Origin of the sequence: Paracandidimonas soli (assembly GCF_004342005.1) — a bacterium.
Lineage (GTDB): Bacteria > Pseudomonadota > Gammaproteobacteria > Burkholderiales > Burkholderiaceae_B > Paracandidimonas > Paracandidimonas soli.
The window spans coordinates 501,750-520,283 of record NZ_SMBX01000001.1; the positions used below are offsets into that span (position 1 = coordinate 501,750).

An 18,534-nucleotide genomic window follows, 5' to 3' on the forward strand; every position below is an offset into this window, starting at 1 on the left:
ATGTTGTCCACGACCGTCATTCTCTTGCTGAGCTTGCTGGCTCTGAGCGTTGCGGCCGCCGCCAGCGTGGGAATCCTGGGGCTGGCTCTGTCCGAACTGTTCTCGCCGCTGCCCCTGGCCAACGCCATTGGCGAACTGGCCTGGGGGACCAGTGCCGAGTTTCTGCTGGTAGCCATTCCCCTGTATGTGCTGATGGGAGAGCTGCTGGTCAGTTCTGGCGTAGCAGGGCGCATGTACGGCGCCGTGTCCAAATGGGTCTCCTGGTTGCCAGGAGGTTTGATGAACGCCAACATCGGTGCTTCCGCACTGTTCTCCGCAACCAGCGGCTCCAGCGTGGCAACGGCCGCCACGATCTCCACTCTCGCATTGCCGGAGCAACGAAAGGCGGGCTACAACGCGCCGCTGTTTCTTGGCTCCATCGCCGCAGGCGGTACGCTGGGCATCCTGATCCCGCCGTCGATCAATATGATCGTTTTCGCGCTGATCGCCAATGTCTCCGTACCAAAACTGTACTTGGCGGCGACGTTGCCTGCAGTCGTGCTGATGAGTCTGTTCATGCTGGCGATCATCGGAGCTTGCATGGTGCGGCCTGGCCTGGCGGGGGAGCGTCCTGTCGTGACATGGCGTGAACGAATCGAAAGCTTGCCGCACCTGGTGCCGCCATTGGCTATCTTCGTCCTGGTAATCGGCGTCATCTATGGCGGCATTGCCACCGCCAGCGAATCGGCGGCGCTTGGTGTGATCGCCGCACTGCTGCTGGCCTGGTACAAGAAGGCGCTGACCATTGCCACGCTGCGCCGCGCTTTCGAATCGACCATGCGCACGACCGGGATGATCATCCTGATCACGCTGTCGGCGTTCTTCCTGAATTTTGTGCTGTCGTCCATTGGCCTGACCACCATGCTGGTGGAGTTTGTCACCAGCATGGAGCTGTCGGCGCTGGGGACAATGCTGGCCATTATCCTGTTCTATATCCTGCTGGGCTGCTTCATGGATACGCTGGCCATGTTGGTGACCACGGCTCCGCTGACAGTACCCATCGTCGTTGCGCTGGGGTTTGATCCGATCTGGTTCGGCGTAATGCTGATCCTGCTGTGCGAGATGGGGCAACTGACGCCGCCCTTCGGCATGAACCTGTTCGTGGTGCACAGTATTCGCGGCGAGGGAAAGTTCATTGATGTGATCTATGGCGCATTGCCGTTTTGCCTGATTCTGCTGTTGATGCTGGGTATTCTGCTGGCATTTCCGCAGCTGGCATTGTGGCTGCCGTTGCAGATGTCATCGGTTTCATAAGACGGTTCAGGCACGGCGCTTGCGTGACCGGCCCAAGCATGCATGACGTGTTCCAACAATGGGCAAGGAAGAGGGGCAGTATGAAAACACTGGCACTAAGGATTGAGCGCGCGGAAGACGCGGAGTTCGCTCCGTATGGACAGATCATCCGGCGTCCGCAGGACACCGCGGCAAACCTGGCTTCCGGGGCGGTCGAGTCCTGGCGTCTGCCGTTCGAGTCCGGCACTGCGCCTCTGGTCATGTTCAATCGTTATCATGACAAGGGCCGTTCGTTCTCGGTAATGGAAAAGCATCTGAAGGTGACGCAGTGCTTTTTCCCGCTGGGCGGTACGTCATTCATCATGGTGGTCGGGTTGGGTGGCAATGGAGACGGCGGTATCACGCCCCAGGACGTGCGGGCGTTCCATATCGACGGCAATCATGGCGTGCTGTTGTGGCGCAATGTATGGCATTCGCTTGCGCGTTTTCCTGTGGATGCCGACTATATCGATCTGGCATTCCTGACCGACGAGGAAACGCAGCGCGAGATAGAGGGCCACTTGGCCGGCGGTCCCAAGCCGACACACACCGCTTTCATCGATTTCGCCCAGACGCACCAGACTGAGATTATCGTGGGAGAGGCGGCGAAGGCTTAGCCAATGCCAGGGGATAGGGTATTTGCCCGAGAGTGTTTGAAAATGAAAAATGGCCGGCGCCAGAAGCTATTCTGGCGCCGGCCATTTTTCTTATCCCGCTTGCTAATTGGCTTGCGTCTCCAGGACCTGCATTTGCTGCAGGTGTTGTTGGCGTATGCGCTCGTGCCAGTCAGTCTGGGCTTGCCATTGCGAGGCTGCATGCAGAATGACGGCATCCTGACCGTAGGCGCCGACAAACTGCATTGAAGTCGGCCGCCCATCCTGGCTGAGGCCGTTTGGCACAGCGATGGCACAGCCCTGGATGAGATTGACGAAGCGGGTATAGATGCCCAGCGTGCGCTTGGGATCGAAAGCGGACAGCTGCATCGCAGGAGTGCTGGTCGTGGGCACTACCAGAAGATAGCCCGGCGTAAGCAGGCGCTCCATCTTCTCGCGGCACAGACTGGCGCGATTGAGCAGGGCGAAGTAGTTGTCCAGGTCGATGCGCTTGCCTTGCAGCAGATTGTGGCGTGCGCCATCTTCGAGCGGAGCCGAAAGGTCATCGGCCCAGACTCTATTGTTCAGGTAGCCTTCCAGCGCCGAGATATCCGCCCAGATGCCGGCCATTTCGGCGAAATCGCAGGGAATGGCCTGGCGCTTTGTGGGAAATCCTTGCCGTGTGCAATGCGTCTGGGCGGCGCGATAGGCCGCCAGCACCTCGGTATCCAGTTGCCCCAGGCTGTCGTCGTCCAGGAAGATCAGGGTAGGCAGCGGTCCCTTTGCAGCGTTTTCCAGGCCGGCTTCCAATGCAGCGCGGCGTGACGTCGGCAGCATGGCGCGGTATAGCGTCCTGACGTCTGCCACTGTGCGGGCCATGGGACCTACGACATCGAAGCGCTGGCTCAGTGCGGCCACGCCCTGAGTGCTGACCCAGCCGGGGGATCCCTTCAGGCCGGCGATGCCGCACCATGAGGAGGGAATCCGCACCGAGCCTCCTGTGTCGGTGCCCAGGGCGGCGGGAGCCAGGCCGGAGGCAACGGCTGCGCCGGAACCATTGCTGGAACCACCGGTAAAAAATAGATCCCGGGCATCGATGGGATTCAGTGGGCGTCCAAGAGGGCTGATGCCCCAGCCGCTCATGGCGAATTCCGTGGTGTGGCTCTTGCCTGCGATCATGGCGCCTTCCCGGAGCAGTGCGGTTACGACTTCGGCATGCGCGATGGCTGTATTGGAAATGGCGCGGCTGCCAAGACAAGTCGGCATGTCGGAGACATCGATGAGATCCTTGACGACGATGGGTATGCCCGCCAGCAAGGCGGAGGCGCTGGCTTGTGCGGCCGCATCCTGCACGGGTGCATCAGCAACGTGAACCAGTGCGCGGACGATTGTGTTGCAAGTGCGGATGTTCTGCAGGATTGCATCAGCGTCGGTTGTTGGTGAGGTGCCCTGCGCCGGCCGGCGGCACGTATCCAATGCATCCAGGAAAAAAACCATCGGAAGACTCCTTGTCTTGTGTCATGTCGATCCGTTGTGATCGCTTTGCTGGCGTTGCGCCATGCCAGCGGCGACACCAGCAGGCGCAGTAGTCAGAGTACAAGGAAATCTCTATCTCGAAGGAAAAAAATTCTGATCAAATCAGTGGTGTTTCCTTATCATCGATGATCGGTCCATATGTGGGAAAGTGGGCTTCCAATGCGATTTGGCCTTTTTTCTCTGCGGTTCCACTGTGACGCATAGGAGTCAGTCGGAAATCTACAGTAGCCCGCTCCCGAACTCCCGCACCACGCCATCATCATGCAGCAATTGAGCGCCAACAATACGCGCTCCAGCTACGTTCGAATCGAACTGCACGACCAACTCGGCATTCGATAGCGCCACGCTGTACCCCTTATCCTGAACAGACACCGCCCCGCCGGTCAGCACAGCCAATGTTTGCGCTACTTGTTCAGCGTCGGCCGCAGCGATATGTATCCGATGCAGCGACCGCGCTCCATTGGGATGCTGTTGCAGCGCTTCCTCCCAGACATATTGCGGAGTGAGATGCTGGCAGAAGTAGACGCGAAGTCCGGCGATGGGCTGGGTGGCGAAGCGCACGGTGTCGAAACGGACTGTTTGCGTCTGTCCATGAAAATCTATCGGACGTTCCAGATGACTGACAGGATCTGCGTCGAATCCTGCATCGCGCAACCGCTGCTGGTCCCGGGCAGCGTTCTCGCTGCGGAATACCAGCGCATCCAGGCCCAGCGGCTGGTCGGCGATTTCCTTGCGTCGCGGTGGTTCGCCGGCCGGCCAGCCCAGCAGCTCGATATAAGAGGAATCCAGGACGATCAGCCGGTTGATGGAGCCCAGATTGTGGACGCCGCGCGCGCCGAGCCGGTAGCCGGCGGCCTCGAAACCGGGAGTGCGGGCATCAATTTCGTCGCGCAGTATGACGACCAGGTGGTCAAAGGCTGTGCATGTGGGAGCAGGGTTTGCGTTCAAGGTATCTCTCGCTGGTTTCGGTAATTTCAAACGCCACGGCTGACGCCGCCGTCGACGCGGATGTTCTGGCCGGTGATGTAGCCGGCTCCACCCGCAGTGACAAGAGCGACTTTTTCTATGGACATTGGAATCTCCTGATGCTTGGTTAAGGGGATTATTCCATGTCTGGTATGAAGTTTCGCGCTATAAAAATAAAGTTCGTCCTGATAATACCGATACAGGCCCAGCGTCCCTGAACGGGTGTGGCGGCGGGTGGACGATCAGCTACGTGATAATTCATGCGGATGGATCAAGGTGGAAATGGAGAGAAATCCCATGGAAGGATGTGAGCAGGTTCAAGCAGCGGTGATGGCCTTGCAGGAGATTCTTGGGGATGCGCTCCTGGCCGTGTCCCTTCATGGCTCGGCAGTATCGGAAGGGCTCCGGCCCTACAGCGATATCGACCTGCTCGCGATTGTCGACTGCAGCATGACCGACGGCCAGCGGCGCGATCTGCTGGCGGCCTTGTTGATGCTTTCCGGACGCTACCCGGCGACACCTGGATCCCCGCGTTGTCTTGAACTCATCGTATTTCGCCGAGCCGATCTGTTTAGCGCTTCATATCCGGCGCGTGCCGAGTTTGTCTATGGCGAATGGCTGCGGGACGCATTCGAGGCGGGAGAGCTGCCTGCTCCTGCTTGTGATCCTGAGTACACCCTGCTGCTCGCGCAGGCGCGTCAGCAAGCCGTTTCCCTGTTTGGGCCAAGTCTTTCTGTGTTTTTACCTGAAGTGCCGTTCAAGCATGTCCTGCGTGCCATGGGGGATGCGATTCCGATGTTGATGGACGGGCTTCGAGGTGATGAGCGCAATGTGCTGCTCACTCTTGCCAGAATGTGGTGCACAGCCAGTACAGGAGAATTCGTTACGAAGGATGCCGCGGCGGCCTGGGCGATATCCAAGGTTCCTGAGATGGATGCCGCCATGCTGGATTACGCATGCAGAGCCTATTTGGGAGGAGTCGCCGACGAATGGGAGGGTCGGTTCGGCGAGGTGCAGCGGCTGGCAGAGTCTTTGCGTGCCCGCATCATCGCGCTTTTGTGATCGGGGCTTGCTTCCGGCACCCGACAACTGGCTGCGCTGCGAAGTCTCGGTCCGGGCCGGCGAACAGGTCGTTACACAAAGACCATTTACATCGAAACGGCATTTCCCATAATCTTTGCTTGCTGCATGTGGCACCTTTGAACAGGGGCGGCGGCGTTGCCACTCCCCCTTGCTCACTCCTTCAGGCGCCTGCCTGGGGCCAATCCCCGATTTGGCAACACGGAAAAGGAAAGTCGCAATGCCCAGAATGATCTATGTGAATCTGCCGGCCGCGGATATCGCGGTTTCGACCCGTTTCTACGAAGCCATCGGGTGCCGGAAAAACGAACAATTCAGCGACAATCAGGCATCCAGCATGGTGTGGTCCGACACCATTACATTCCAGCTGCTGTCCAACGATTATTTCTCCACGTTCACGCCGAAGGCGGTTGCCGATGCGCGCGCGGTGACCGAGGTGCTGCTTGCCTTGCCGCTCGACAGCCGCGAAGAGGTGGACGATATTGTCGAGACGGCAGTCGCGGCGGGCGGCAAGGCGGATATCCGCGAGCCCATGGACATGGGCTGGATGTACAACCGGACTTTCGAGGATCCGGACGGCCATGTGTTCGAGGTGCTGTGGATGGACATGGAGGCGATGCTGGCGGCGTGATCCGCGTGCGCGTATTCGCGCCGATCAGCGATTTCCAGATGCCGGGCGCCTTGGCTCCCGGCCCGGTACATTGCCCTGCGGGAGGTCGTCATGCGTATCTTGCTGACAGGAGGCACAGGCCTGATAGGCCGCGCACTATGCAAGGACTGGCATGCTCAAGGACATGCATTGACTGTCTGGAGCCGCCGTCCGCAACAGGTTCCCGCGCTTTGCAGCGGCGCTCGCGGCATCGCGTCCCTGGAGGAGCTGAGTGGCGATGAGCTTCCGGATGCGGTGGTCAACCTGGCTGGTGCGCCGATTGCCGATCGGCCCTGGACCGCGCGGCGGCGCAAGCTGCTGTGGGACAGCCGCGTAACGCTTACGCGCACGCTGGTGGATTGGATCGGAAAGCAGCAAAAGAAACCGGACGTGCTTATCTCGGGATCCGCGGTGGGCTGGTATGGCGATGGCGGCGATCGCCCGCTGGACGAATCCAGTCCTCAGGTCAAGGAGGATTTCGGCAGCCGCCTGTGCCTGGCATGGGAGCAGGAGGCAGGGCGCGCCGGGGAGCATGGCGTGCGCGTTGCGTTGTTGCGCACCGCGCCGGTATTGTCTTCCGAGGGCGGCATGCTGGCGAGGCTGCAACGGCCTTTCCGGCTGGGGCTGGGCGGACGCCTTGGCAATGGCCGGCAGTGGATGCCGTGGATCCATATCGCGGATGAAGTGGGCTTGATCGATCATTTGCTGCGCAGTCCGGCCTGCAGCGGTCCGTTCAATGCCTGCGCGCCGCAGCCGGTACGCAATGCCGACTTCACCAGGGAGCTGGCGCGCGTATTGCGCAGGCCTGCGATCCTGCCCGCGCCCGCCTGGGTATTGCGGATGGGCCTGGGCGAAATGTCCGTGCTGCTGTTGGGCGGCCAGAGGCTGGCGCCGCGCCGCACGCTGGAGTCCGGCTATGTGTTCCGGCATGAGAATCTGGGCCGGGCCCTGGACGATATCTATCAGCATGGCGGCGGTGGCGAGGTCTGAATGGACGCCGTCTGCCGGGCACAACAAGATGCGCAAGGCTGCAGCTTCGCCATTTGACCAATGTCAACGGAAGCCCGGATTGCGTATTTCCCGCGTTTTTCCATCCCCACTCTAAAAACCCTTGCGAAACAAGGGTTTTGCGGTTTGCCCGGCCGCGCTATAGGTAAAACCATCTATTCCCCTTCCATGCGCTGCCAATAGTGCAGCCTTGGCGCGGCCCATATCCTGACCTTATCCATTGTGGTCAGGAGAATCCAGATGTCATTCCCATGCCGTCCCTCTGTGCGCTCTCGCGAGGACAGGCCCGATGCGGGCCGGCGCATGTTCCTGCGGGGTATTCCCGTCGTCACGGCCGCCGCCGCGGCCATGCCTGCGCCAGCCATTGCCGGTAATGGCGGAAAGCACCGCTGGGCCATGTTGGTCGACATACGCAAGTGCATAGGCTGCCAGGCCTGTACGGTTGCCTGCATCCAGGAAAATGCTGTTCCCGAAGGCAGCTTCCGCACGGTGGTTTCCACTTACAGCGTCAGTGTGACGGACTCTGGCCAGCCGGCTGGCACTTACGTGCTGCCGCGCCTTTGCAATCATTGCGACAATCCGCCGTGCGTGCCGGTCTGTCCTGTGGGGGCGACGTTCAAGCAGGACGACGGCATTGTCGTGGTGGACGGCGATCGCTGCGTCGGCTGCGCCTATTGCGTGCAGGCCTGTCCCTATGATGCGCGTTTCATCAACCACGAGACCGGAAAGGCGGACAAATGCACGTTCTGCGCGCATCGGCTGGAGGTCGGCCTGCTGCCGGCATGCGTGGAAACCTGCGTGGGTGGCGCGCGCATCTTCGGAGATTTGAACGATCCGGACGGCGAGCTGAATCGCCTGCTGGCGGAGAACCGCGAGCACCTGAAGGTCCTGAAGCCGGAAGCGGGCACCAGCCCTCAAGTGTTCTACATCGGACTGGACGAATCGTTCCAGGGCAAGGTCGTGGGCGAAGCCGCCCTGTGGAAGCCGCGGCATGCCGCTGTCTGAGATTGGAGGATGACATGAATCCGCAAATCGTCGAAACCGTCAATGTCGCGCGCGAGGTAGCGTGGCTGCCATGGGCGGTCCAGTATTTTTTCCTGATCGGAATTTCCTACGGCGCTTTTCTGCTGTCCTTGCCCGGTCTGGTATGGCGCAAGCCGCAGTGGAAGAGTATTTCCCACCTGGCGCTGGCCGTTGCGCTGATTTGCGGCCTGAGCGCTCCCGTGGCCTTGCTGGCCGACCTGCATCAGCCGGGGCGGTTCCTGAACTTCTATCTGCATTTCAATCCGTCTTCCTGGATGGCTTGGGGAGCATGGTTCATTCCCATCTATGTCGGCGGCCTGCTGTTGTACAGCTGGCTGGCGTGGCGGCCCATGCTGGCGCAGCACGGCAGGGATGGGGGGCGCTATGCGCGGCTGGCGGGCCTGCTGGCCTATGGCGGGCATGAAAGCCCCTCGGCGCTGAAGATGGCTGCGCTGATCACGGCGGTGGGCGCGGTGCTGGTGGCGCTCTATACCGGAGCCGAGGTCATGGTGGTGGCTGCGCGTCCCTTGTGGAATACCCCGTGGCTGCCTGTGCAGTTCGTCGTGACGGCGCTTGCGGGTGCGTTGGGAATGGTGCTGCTTTTCAACCGCATGCTGTCCTCGCCGGATCGTCGGACGGTGCGGACGGTGTCCCGTCTGCTGGCATGGACGCAGTTGCTGGCGCTATTCGTAGGCGCTTCCTGGCTGCTGCTTGGATTAAGCGGATGGTCCGAGGTCCACAGCATGGCGCTCGCGCAGGTTGCGCCGGCGGACAACTGGCGCCTGCTCGCTGTCTGGGCGGTGCTGGCAACCGTCGTCACATTCCTGCTGGCATGGAAGCGTCCGGGTTCGGGCCTGCTGATCGGCCTGCTGGCGCTGCATTCGACCTGGATGATGCGCTGGAGCATTTTCATGGGTGGACAGGAAGTGCCCAAGACCGGCGCGGGCTATTACAGCTACCAGTTGCCGATGGGGCCGGAAGGCTTGCTGGGGATCATCGGCACGCTGGGGCTGTGGATCTTCCTGTTCATCGCATTGACCTCGCTGCTGCCGCTGAATCGCCTGGCCGGTTCCGAGAGCCACTGAATTCTGCTGGAGAAACCATATGAAAATCGAACGAAGGGAATTGATTGCGGCGGGCGGCCTGGCGGCATTCGCCGCGGGCTTTTCGCAGACGCTGGGTCGCATGGCCGACAGCGTGGTCGGCAAGTCCACGGGAGAAAAACGCCTGCACGGCCATTCGGCGGAGCCGGAGTACCAGGTGGACGTGGCCACGGGCGAAGTGCGGCTCAATCCCAACCAGCAGGTCAGCTATACGGGTTGCCTGGGCTGTACGACGCTGTGCGGGGTACGGGTGCGCATCGACAAGAGGACGGGCAATGTGATCCGGGTGACGGGCAATCCCTACAATCCGCTGTCGACCGAACCGCACTTGCCCATGAACGTCAGCTTCAAGGAGAGTCTGGCGGCCTTGTCGCGTTATCAGGACAAGGGACTGGCGGGACGCTCGACCGCCTGCGGCCGGGGCAATGCCGCGCTCGATCAGATCAATTCGCCGTTCCGCGTGCTGACGCCGCTCAAGCGCGTCGGTCCGCGCAACAGCGGCAAGTGGGAGCCTATCAGTTTCGAGCAGTTGATCGAGGAAGTGGTCGAAGGAGGCGATCTGTTCGGCGAGGGGTATGTGGACGGGCTGCGCGCCCTGCGCGATCTGGAAACGCCGATCGATCCCGGCAATCCCGCGCTGGGGCCCAAGGTCAACCAGGTCGGGCATATCGTCAGCGTGAACGACGGGCGCGATCTGCTGGGGCGGCGCTTCTGGCAGAACGCCTACGGCACCTTGAATTATGTCGGGCACGGTTCGTACTGCGGCGGTTCCTGGCGCTCGGGATCCGGAGCGCTGTTCGGCGATCACCGCGGCATGCCGCACGGCAAGCCGGACCTGGCCAATGCCGAGTTCGTGCTGTTCATCGGCACGGCGCCCGGTAATGCGGGCAACCCGTTCAAGCGGACCGGGGCCATGCTGGCGCAAGGGCGTGCCGATGGCCGACTGGAATATGTGGTCATCGATCCGGCCCTGACCAATGCGGACAATCGGGCCGCCGGGGAGCAGGGCCGCTGGGTGCCTATCCGCCCGGGTACGGACGGCGCGCTGCTGCTGGGTATGATGCGCTGGCTGCTGGAAAACGATCGCGTCAACCGCGCCTATCTGTCGTATCCGACGCTCAAGGCGGCCCAGGCCCACGGCGAGCCTTCGTTCACGACGGCCAGCTGGCTGGTGGTGACGGAGCCGGGCCATCCGCGCTACGGCCGCTATTTGCGCGGCTCGATGATGGGCCTGGATATCGGCGATGCCGAGGCGTTCGGCGACAAGGACCCTTATCTGGCCGTGGACGCGCAAGGCAATATACAGCCTGTCGATGCGATACAGGGCGAAGCCCGGTTGCAGGTGGACATGCAGGTCGACGTCAAGGGGCAGGCGCTGCGCGTGCGCACGGGCTTCGAGCTGTTGACGGACAGCATACGATCAAAGACGATCGCCGAGTATGCGGATGAATGTGGTATTCCCGTGGAAGTCGTGGAAGGCCTGGCGGACAAGTTCTCCAGCCACGGCCGCAAGGCATGCGCCGTCGCGCACGGCGGCATGATGTCCGGCTCGGGCTTCTACAACGCCTATTCGGTGGTGACGCTCAATGCGCTCATCGGCAACCTGAACTGGAAGGGCGGCTTCGTGATGAACGGCGGAGGCTTCCGCGATGCCTCGCCCGGGCCGCGCTATGACCTGGTCAATTTCCCGGGCAAGATCCAGCCCAAGGGCATACCATTGGGCCGCAACGTACCTTACGAGCGCACGAATGAGTTTCGCAAGAAGAAGGAGCAGGGGCAGGCGTATCCCGCGCAGGACGGCTGGTTCCCCGGTGCGCCCGGGCTGGCCACGGAGTGGTTTGCCAGCACGTTCCACGGTTATCCGTACAGTCTGAAGGCGCTCATCCTGTGGATGGCGAATCCACTCTACGGAATTCCGGGATTGCGCGAGCGCTTTGGCAAGGACCTGGCGGATCCATCCAAGCTACCGCTCATCATCTCGATCGATCCGCTGATCAATGAAAGCAATGCGTTCGCCGACTATATCGTGCCGGATTCCTTGATGTACGAGGGCTGGGGCTGGACCTCCGCCTGGAACGGCGTGCCGACCAAATCCATGACGGCGCGCTGGCCGGTGATCGAGCCCAGGCAGGCCAAGACTGCTGACGGCCAGCCCGTCAGCATGGAAAGCTTCGTGTTCGCGCTGGCCAAGGCCATGGATCTGCCAGGCTTCGGCAAGGAAGGCTTGCGTGATGCCGATGGCCGGCCCGTGCCTCTGGAAAAGGCGGAGGACTGGTACTTCCGCGGCGGCGCGAATATCGCCTATCTGGGCGCCAAGCCGGTGGGGGATGCGACGGACGAGGACATCGCCATGTCCGGCGTGGACAAGCTGCTGCCTGGCTTGAAAGCTGCGCTGAAGGAAGACGAGTGGCGCAAGGTGGCCATGCTGTACAGCCGCGGCGGCCGCTACGAGCAGCCTTCGGGAGCGCAGGATGCGGAAAATCCGCAATGGCAGAACCACCGCTTCAAGGCGTCTCTGTGGGTCTGGAGCGAGCACATCGGCGGAGCGCGCAATGCCGTGACGGGCAAGCATTATCCGGGCTGCGCATCCTGGAGCCGGCCGGCGTTCCTGGACGGCACGCCGATGCGGGAAGTCTACCCGGAACAGGACTGGCCGTTCCTGCTGATCAGCTTCAAGTCGGCGCTGCAGAATTCGTACAGTATTGCGACGCGTATCACCGGCCTGCATCCGGAAAACCCGGTGATCGTACATCCGGAGGATGCCGCGCCGCTGGGCCTGAAAAATGGAAGCAAGGCCCGGTTGCAGACGCCGAACGGCATGATGGAATGTACGGTGTTGGTGCACGCCGGCGTCATGCGCGGCGTCATCGCGGTCGAGCATGGGTACGGCCATCGCGAGCTTGGCGCGCGCAGTCATGTAATGGGAGACAAGACGCAGCCGGATCGCAGTGATCTGAAGGCGGGGGTCAATTTGAACGACCTGGGTATCGTGGACCCGACACGCAGCAGCCGCTCCCCCTGGGTGGACGCCGTCTCCGGCGCGGCGGTGCGCCAGGGCTTGCCGGGACGATTGATGGCCGCGTAGTTCCGTGGTGAGTTGCGGGGCGCTGGCTTCCCCCCCGAGCGCTCCGCACTGCCTTTCCCGCCGGGCAGGTTTGGCCCGGCGGTTTTTTTTCCGGGGAGGGCCTGGCGGGAAAAGACGGCAAGGCCGGTCTTAGCCGCCGCGCACCATCTGCAGGACCTTGCCGGTATTCAGGCCCTGGGCCATCTGCTGCATCTGCGGCAGGTACTGTGCCTGCAACTGCCGGCCGTCGGCCATGACGTGCTGGTAGGCGTCGCGCAGCATCTGCGTGCTCAGCGTACGTTCGCCGGCGTAGTACTGGTTGGCGACATGGCCGAGCGCATAGGTGGAAGCGAAGCTCATGCCGCTGCTGACCGCCTGGCGGCCCAGTCCGCCGAGGAGACCTTTCCCCGCTTTGCCCAGCAGGCCGCTGAGCAGCTTGCGGCCCGCCTGTTCCAGGTACTGCGAGGTCAGGCCCACGCCCAGGGTGGCCAGCAGATCCTTGATATGTCCTCTGTCCAGTTCATAGCCGTAGCTCTGGCCGATCTGGTAGACCAGCCGCATCTGCAGCGGGATGATGGCCAGCGTGGACAGGTTCTCGGGCAGCAGTTCGATGGCGCCGTTGACGATCGATGCATTGAGGATCTTGCTATCCATGTCCGCGGTGGAAAGCGCGCCAGGCCGGCGCTGCGCGGCAGTGCCCGGGAGCGTATCGACCGAAGCGGGATGCGGCGCGGGCTGGCCGGCGACACCCGTCTCCGGCAGTGCCGTGTGCGCGGCTTGCAACGGCGCGGCCGCCAGCGCATCGGCCTGTTCCGTAAATGAAGTCGGCGCTTGGCCCAGCGCCTCGCGCAACTGGTCCAGGAAAGCCCGCTCCTGCGCGCTGGTCTGGCCGTCGGCCTCGCATACGCATACGGCCATCTCATAGGCCAGCTGGCGCGCTTCGGCGCTGGCCAGCTTCGGCAGCACGTCGGCCAACTGCACCCGGCGCATCAGCACTTCCTGGTACAGGCCTGGCAGGTTGATCTGCTGGTCTTGCGCCAGGCCCTGGGCTACCTGGCGGATCTGTTCGCGTTCGCGATCATGCTTGTCGCCGTCGGCGTACGAGGCCAGCAGGCAGATGGTGAGAATGGCGCGGATTTCTTCAGTGTTCATCAGGGTCCTTGTCGGATGGTGTTGCCGGCCCATGCCGGCCGCTTCATTCTGTTGGAGGAGACAGGCCGGGCCGGCTTTTTCCGGCCCGGGACTGATGCCGCTTGCGCCGTGATCAGGGCAGCACGGTTACGCGGTCCACTTCGAATTCGGTCTTGCGCAGGCCTTTGTCGAATTCGCCCAGCAGCTCCACTGTCTGTTCCGCGCTGATGGTCTGGCCGGCGGGAAAGTCTTCGTTGTCGATCTCCACGGTGATGCGGCCGGTCGCGTCCTCGAATGTGTAGCGCTCGTCGCCATCGAAGGAAACGAGACGGCCCTGCAGTCGCGCCGCCTGGTCGTCGCGGCCCGTGTCGAGCAGTTGCTTGACTGTCATCAGCGGCACGGTGCTGGGACCGGAATAGGAACCCTGGGCGGCAGGCTTGGGCGCATTGTTGGGGCCGGTGTAGCCCGAAGGCTGGGCGAAGGCCAAGGTGGAGGCTCCCAGGGCAAGAACGGCGGCGGCAGTCAATGTGGATACGGTATGGCGCATGATTCAACTCCTTGTCGATTCGAAAATAAACTCCGCTGATTGCGGAACACTTGCATTGGAGCGCTCGAACCTGAAGGCAATCTTATGAGCCCCGGTCCGGAGGGAAATCCAGCACCACGCTCAGTCCCTGGCCGTCCAGTCCGTCCTCGAAATGCATGGAGGCGTCGTGCAGCGCCGCGATGCGCGCGACGATGGACAGGCCCAGGCCATTGCCGGTTTGTCCGGTGCCCAGCACGCGAAAGAACCGTTCTCCCAGTCGCGCCCGCTGCTCGGCGGGCACGCCCATGCCGTTGTCGCGCACAGCCAGGCGCGTGCCGCCTTGAGGCAGTTGCATGGATTCGATGCGTACCCGGCCGCCCGCACGTCCGTAGCGCACGGCATTGTCGACCAGGTTGCGCAGCGCGCTGGCCAGCAGCGCGGGCGCGGCATGCAGGTGCGTGACGGCCAGGGCGCGCTCCATACGAAGGCCCGCGTCCTGCGCATCCAGGTGCAGGCTGTCGAGCAGGAGGTCCAGATCCACGTTTTCTCGTACAAGGGGTTCGGCCTGGGGCTCCAGTCGGGCCAGGGCCAGCAGGCTTTCCACCAGCGCGGTGCAGCGATCCAGGTCGGCGCGCAATTGCCGCAGGTGGGCGTCGGGCAGCTTCAGCTCGCGCTCGATGAGCTGCACGCGCATGCGCAGCGCGGCCAATGGCGTGCGCAGTTCATGCGCCGCATCGGCCGTGAAACGGCGCTCGCTGTCCAGCGCCGTGGCCAGGCGCGTCAGCAGCGCGTTGAGCGCATCCAGGATGGGCTGCATTTCGCGCGGCGGGTTCTGCGCCTGGACGGGCGTCAGGTCGTGCGGCGACTTGGCGTTGATGCGCATGGCGGTATCTTCCAGCGGCCGCAGCAGCCGCCGGATCAGGAACCAGCTTAGCAGGCCGAGCATTGCGAGCATCCCAAGCGCGGGCCATGCCAGGTTCTCCGCCATTTCCTCCAGCAGCTCCAGGCGCTCTTCCATAGGCTGGGCCACCTGGGCGGTGATGCCTCCGGGGCCGGGACGGACGTGCACGCGCCAGAGCTCGCCGTCGACCCATACCGAGGCCTTGCCTTCTCGCCGCGCCTCGGGGAGGAAGGCGGCTTTTGGCGTGTCTTCGCCGCGCAGGAGCACGCGGCCATCGGGCGACACGAGCTGGTAATACATGCGCAGCTTCAGTGTATCTCCGCGGCCCGTGCGCGGGCCCCGTGCCGCATCGGCGGGCGCATCGCTCAGGGGAGCCAGCTGCAGCACCAGGCGCGAGCCTTCCTCCAGCGCATCGTCGAAGACGTCGCTGGTGGCGAACCAGGCCACGCCGACGACGATGGAAAGGCTGACCAGCCACAGGCCGATGCTGGTTCCCATCACTGCCAGCAGCAGGCGCCGCCGCAACGACCAGCCGCTGTGCGAGGTTGCGGAACTCACGTTGTCCGAGCGGCGCCGGGTGAATGGCGATTGCGGGAGTTTCATGCCGGCGCCAGCCTGTAGCCCTGGTTGCGCACTGTGACGATGAAACGGTTGCCCAGCTTTTTGCGCAGATTGTAGATATGGACTTCGATGGCATTGCTTTCCACCTCCTGGCCCCAGCCGTACAAGGCTTCTTCCAGCTGGGTGCGGCTCAGGATATGGGTAGGACGGCGCATCAGGGCCTGCAGGATGGCGAACTCGCGCGCGGTAAGCGTGAGCGGCTCGCCTTCCAGGGTTACGTGTTTGGCGGCCGGGTCCAGGACCACTGCGCCATGGCGCAGTTCGGGCGTGTATTGTTCCACGCTGCGGCGCAGGACGGCGCGTACGCGGGCGGACAGCTCTTCCAGGTCGAAAGGCTTGACCAGGTAGTCGTCCGCGCCCAGGTCCAGCCCCTGCACGCGATCGGCCAGAGTGTCGCGCGCCGTGATCACGATGACAGGCAGGCGCGCCTGGGAGGAGTGGGCTGTGCGCAGCGCTTGCAGCACGGCGTCTCCGTCGAGGCCGGGCAGGCCCCGGTCCAGCAGTACGCACTGGTATGCGTGTGTGGCCAGTGCGACGGCGGCCTGGTCGCCGCGCTGCAGCCAGTCCACTGCATAGCCGTCCATCTGCAGCCATGATTGCAGTGAGCTGCCCAGAGAGGGGTCGTCTTCGATCAATAGGATGCGCATGCGGAAAGCCTATGGCATGAAGATGAAGCGAAACTGATGTGTCCATGCGCCAGATGGATCGCCGGCCTCCATTATGGCCGACGACCGGATGCGCCACGGGCTGGCATCCACAGTAGCATATAGGCGGCTGGGCGGGCTTGGGGGCTTCGCCCTAACGTATAATCGACTGACGACGAGCCGCACAAAATAAATAACTGAGCGGGTGGCCATATTCGAGTCCAGCGGCATGGCCTGACTTTCCTGATGGACCGCCGAGCATCGATCCCATTCCTGCAAAAATGAAAGCATCTCCCTCGAACCTATTTGAACAGCCGCGGCGGTCGCGTTCGCTGGCGCATGAAGTCGTGCTCGATATCGGAGAAAAAATCCGCAGCGGCGTCTACCAGCCCGGCAGCAAGCTGCCGACCGAGGTCGAGATCATGCGGCATTATGGCGTCAGCCGCACCGTCGTCAGGGAGGCGATCTCCCGGCTGCAGGCCGCCGGCATCGCGCAGACTCGCCACGGCGTGGGGACTTTCATCGTGGGAAACCGCGAGAGCATCGGCTTCAAGGTGGATCCGGATGCGCTGGTGATGATACGCGAACTCATGGCCGTGCTGGAAATGCGCGCCAGCCTGGAAACGGAGGCGGCCGGGCTTGCGGCGATGCGCCGCTCCGAGCAGGATCTCGAGGCCATGCGCCAGACGCTGGACCAGTTCTGGGCAAGCATCGAACAAGGCGGCGATACCGTGGAGCTGGATGTCCAGTTCCACAAGCAGATCGCCATGGCGTCGGCCAACCATTATTTCAGCGATGTGCTGGATCACCTTGGCAATATGGTGATGCCGCGCGCGCGGGTCGGCAGCGGCAAGCTGATTCGCGATACCTCGGCGGAATATCTGCGCAAGATCTGCGGCGAACACGAAACCATCTATAGCGCCATCCTGCGCAAGGATTCGCGCATGGCGCGCGCCGCCATGCACCTGCATCTGGGAAACAGCCGCGAGCGCCTGCGCAATGCGCATAATCTCGCGGGGTCTCATGATGACGACCCGATGCTTCCGTAAGGCCCCTGGCGCCGCTCCGTTCAGAAATAGGTCGTAACGGCTCCGGTGACGTTGTATTCGTCGTCCACCAGGCAGATGGCCCGCCATTTGTCGAATGTCAGGCAGGGATGCGAGATGCCGAATTGCACCATGTCCCCGACTTTCAGCGGCGAGTCTTCGGGGACGTTCAGGTAGGCATGCTGGTCGTCCAGGCGCACGACCTGGTGATCGCCAGACAGCTTTGCCGGGCCCGGCGATCCAGGCCCGGCAGGCCGATGCCATTGCTGGGCGACAGGCAGGTCGTCGTATGAAATATCCCGCTTGCCCATCCCGATGATGACCCGGCCGGGCTCCGGCCTGGAGTGAACGTAAGCCCATACTTCAAGTGCCGCCCTGGGGCCTTCCTGCCCGGGTGTGCGCTGGCCGATCCGGGCGGCGAGATGATGATGGGCCGCATCGTATTTCTTGACGTCGTGGGCGAGGTAGCAGCCGCTGCGGGTGAGTACCGCATTGTCCCGGGCAAGCCTGGCGCGGCCCAGCTCTTCGAGAACGATGTCGTAGAAAGCCGATCCCCCGGCGCTCAGCAGCACCGTTCCGTCTCCGTAGAGATCTTCGGCGTCGCATTGCTCCGCCACTTCCCTCATGCTGGACAGGAAGGCCTTTACCCGCTGCGCGAGTTCGCCGGGGTCGGAATGGGAAAGAATGCCTTCGAACCCCTCCACGCCGCGCAGGCTCAGCAGAGGGGAGTGCTCATGTATGGCTCGGGCGACGGCAAGGGCGGATTCGGTATCGCGGCAGCCGGAGCGCGCGCCGGGGATGCCGATCTCCACCAGGACCTGGAGCGGGCGGCCCGCATCGATGCGCGAAGCGGCATCCGCCAGCATCCGGACGTGCTCGACGGAGTCCGCCACGCAATAGAAATCGAAATCCGGATCATCGCGCAGCGTGCCCAGGATGTACTCGATGGCCTGGCGCCCGACCAACTGGTTGGCAAGGAAGATGCGCCGGATGCCGAAATGGCGCGCGACCTGTACCTGATGGACATTGGCAAGGGTGATGGCCCATGCGCCGTCGTTCAGTTGGCGCGCGAAAAGCTCCGGGCTCATCGTGGTCTTGCCGTGCGGGGAGAACCGGCCATTGTGCAATGCGATGAAGGCCTGCATCCAGCGGGAGTTGTGCTCCAGCGCGCTCTGCCGCAGCACGGCGGCCGGGAGGTTCAGGTCTTCCCGCAACAGGTTCCAGCCCAGGGAGCCGATCTCTGCGGGAGAAAGGGGCGCCAGGCTGCCGGGCATCCCTTTCGTCAGTGCATCCAGCATGGCAACGGGTTGCGTCGGTGCGAAGTCAGTCATC

At 62.9% G+C, this 18,534-nt stretch carries 16 protein-coding genes; 9 read left to right on the top strand and 7 right to left on the bottom strand.

The window, feature by feature from the left end; translation table 11 throughout:
- Both EV686_RS02320 and EV686_RS02325 read left to right on the top strand, forming a co-directional pair.
- Entirely contained in the window at positions 1–1,293 is a 1,293-nt protein-coding gene (locus tag EV686_RS02320) for a TRAP transporter large permease (RefSeq protein ID WP_132473033.1), read from the top strand.
- A gap of 80 nt (positions 1,294–1,373) precedes the next feature.
- Positions 1,374–1,928, top strand: a complete 555-nt coding sequence (locus EV686_RS02325; RefSeq protein ID WP_165972466.1) for an ureidoglycolate lyase — start codon at positions 1,374–1,376, stop codon at positions 1,926–1,928.
- Between the two features lie 102 nt (positions 1,929–2,030).
- On the opposite strand, the gene EV686_RS02330 is transcribed toward EV686_RS02325, so the two are convergent.
- Together EV686_RS02330 and EV686_RS02335 are read right to left on the bottom strand one after the other, a co-directional pair.
- On the bottom strand, positions 2,031–3,401 hold the full coding sequence (locus tag EV686_RS02330; RefSeq protein ID WP_132473037.1) for an amidase: 1,371 nt from the start codon (positions 3,399–3,401) through the stop codon (positions 2,031–2,033).
- Positions 3,402–3,659: 258 nt separating this feature from the next.
- Positions 3,660–4,388: a VOC family protein gene (locus EV686_RS02335; RefSeq protein WP_132473039.1), complete on the bottom strand. Its 729-nt coding sequence runs from the start codon at positions 4,386–4,388 to the stop codon at positions 3,660–3,662.
- A 315-nt stretch (positions 4,389–4,703) separates the two neighbouring features.
- Here EV686_RS02335 and EV686_RS02340 point away from each other — a divergent pair, with 315 nt between their 5' ends.
- From EV686_RS02340 to EV686_RS02370, 6 genes are all read left to right on the top strand, one after another.
- On the top strand, positions 4,704–5,468 hold the full coding sequence (locus EV686_RS02340) for an aminoglycoside adenylyltransferase family protein (RefSeq protein WP_132473041.1): 765 nt from the start codon (positions 4,704–4,706) through the stop codon (positions 5,466–5,468).
- A 238-nt stretch (positions 5,469–5,706) separates the two neighbouring features.
- A complete protein-coding gene (locus EV686_RS02350; RefSeq protein ID WP_132473043.1) occupies positions 5,707–6,117 on the top strand; it encodes a VOC family protein in 411 nt (136 codons plus the stop codon).
- A gap of 90 nt (positions 6,118–6,207) precedes the next feature.
- A complete protein-coding gene (locus EV686_RS02355; RefSeq protein ID WP_132473045.1) occupies positions 6,208–7,125 on the top strand; it encodes a TIGR01777 family oxidoreductase in 918 nt (305 codons plus the stop codon).
- A 258-nt stretch (positions 7,126–7,383) separates the two neighbouring features.
- Entirely contained in the window at positions 7,384–8,148 is a 765-nt protein-coding gene (gene dsrO, locus EV686_RS02360; protein ID WP_132473047.1) for a sulfate reduction electron transfer complex DsrMKJOP subunit DsrO, read from the top strand.
- 14 nt (positions 8,149–8,162) lie between these two features.
- Entirely contained in the window at positions 8,163–9,251 is a 1,089-nt protein-coding gene (gene nrfD / locus EV686_RS02365; RefSeq protein WP_132473049.1) for an NrfD/PsrC family molybdoenzyme membrane anchor subunit, read from the top strand.
- Positions 9,252–9,270: 19 nt separating this feature from the next.
- Positions 9,271–12,354: a molybdopterin dinucleotide binding domain-containing protein gene (locus EV686_RS02370; RefSeq protein ID WP_132473051.1), complete on the top strand. Its 3,084-nt coding sequence runs from the start codon at positions 9,271–9,273 to the stop codon at positions 12,352–12,354.
- 129 nt (positions 12,355–12,483) lie between these two features.
- Here the strand turns inward: EV686_RS02370 and EV686_RS02375 are convergent, their stop codons facing one another.
- From EV686_RS02375 to EV686_RS02390, 4 genes are all read right to left on the bottom strand, one after another.
- Positions 12,484–13,485, bottom strand: coding sequence for a YcjF family protein (locus EV686_RS02375; RefSeq protein WP_243650709.1), 1,002 nt, complete (start codon positions 13,483–13,485; stop codon positions 12,484–12,486).
- Positions 13,486–13,597: 112 nt separating this feature from the next.
- Positions 13,598–14,011 carry a YgiW/YdeI family stress tolerance OB fold protein gene (locus EV686_RS02380; protein ID WP_132473055.1) on the bottom strand — a complete coding sequence of 138 codons (414 nt, stop codon included), beginning with the start codon at positions 14,009–14,011 and terminating at the stop codon, positions 13,598–13,600.
- A gap of 82 nt (positions 14,012–14,093) precedes the next feature.
- Positions 14,094–15,494, bottom strand: coding sequence for an ATP-binding protein (locus EV686_RS02385; RefSeq protein ID WP_165972468.1), 1,401 nt, complete (start codon positions 15,492–15,494; stop codon positions 14,094–14,096).
- Positions 15,491–16,159, bottom strand: a complete 669-nt coding sequence (locus EV686_RS02390; RefSeq protein ID WP_132473057.1) for a response regulator transcription factor — start codon at positions 16,157–16,159, stop codon at positions 15,491–15,493. The genes EV686_RS02385 and EV686_RS02390 overlap by 4 nt, the downstream gene beginning before the upstream one ends.
- Positions 16,160–16,437: 278 nt before the next feature.
- On the opposite strand from EV686_RS02390, the gene EV686_RS02395 reads away from it, so the two are divergent.
- Positions 16,438–17,205 (top strand): FadR/GntR family transcriptional regulator, encoded by a 768-nt coding sequence (locus EV686_RS02395; RefSeq protein ID WP_132473059.1) that lies wholly within the window; start codon positions 16,438–16,440, stop codon positions 17,203–17,205.
- Between the two features lie 20 nt (positions 17,206–17,225).
- Here EV686_RS02395 and EV686_RS02400 read toward each other — a convergent pair whose 3' ends face one another.
- Positions 17,226–18,533: an amino acid deaminase gene (locus EV686_RS02400; RefSeq protein WP_132473061.1), complete on the bottom strand. Its 1,308-nt coding sequence runs from the start codon at positions 18,531–18,533 to the stop codon at positions 17,226–17,228.
- Between the last annotated feature and the right edge of the window lies 1 nt (position 18,534).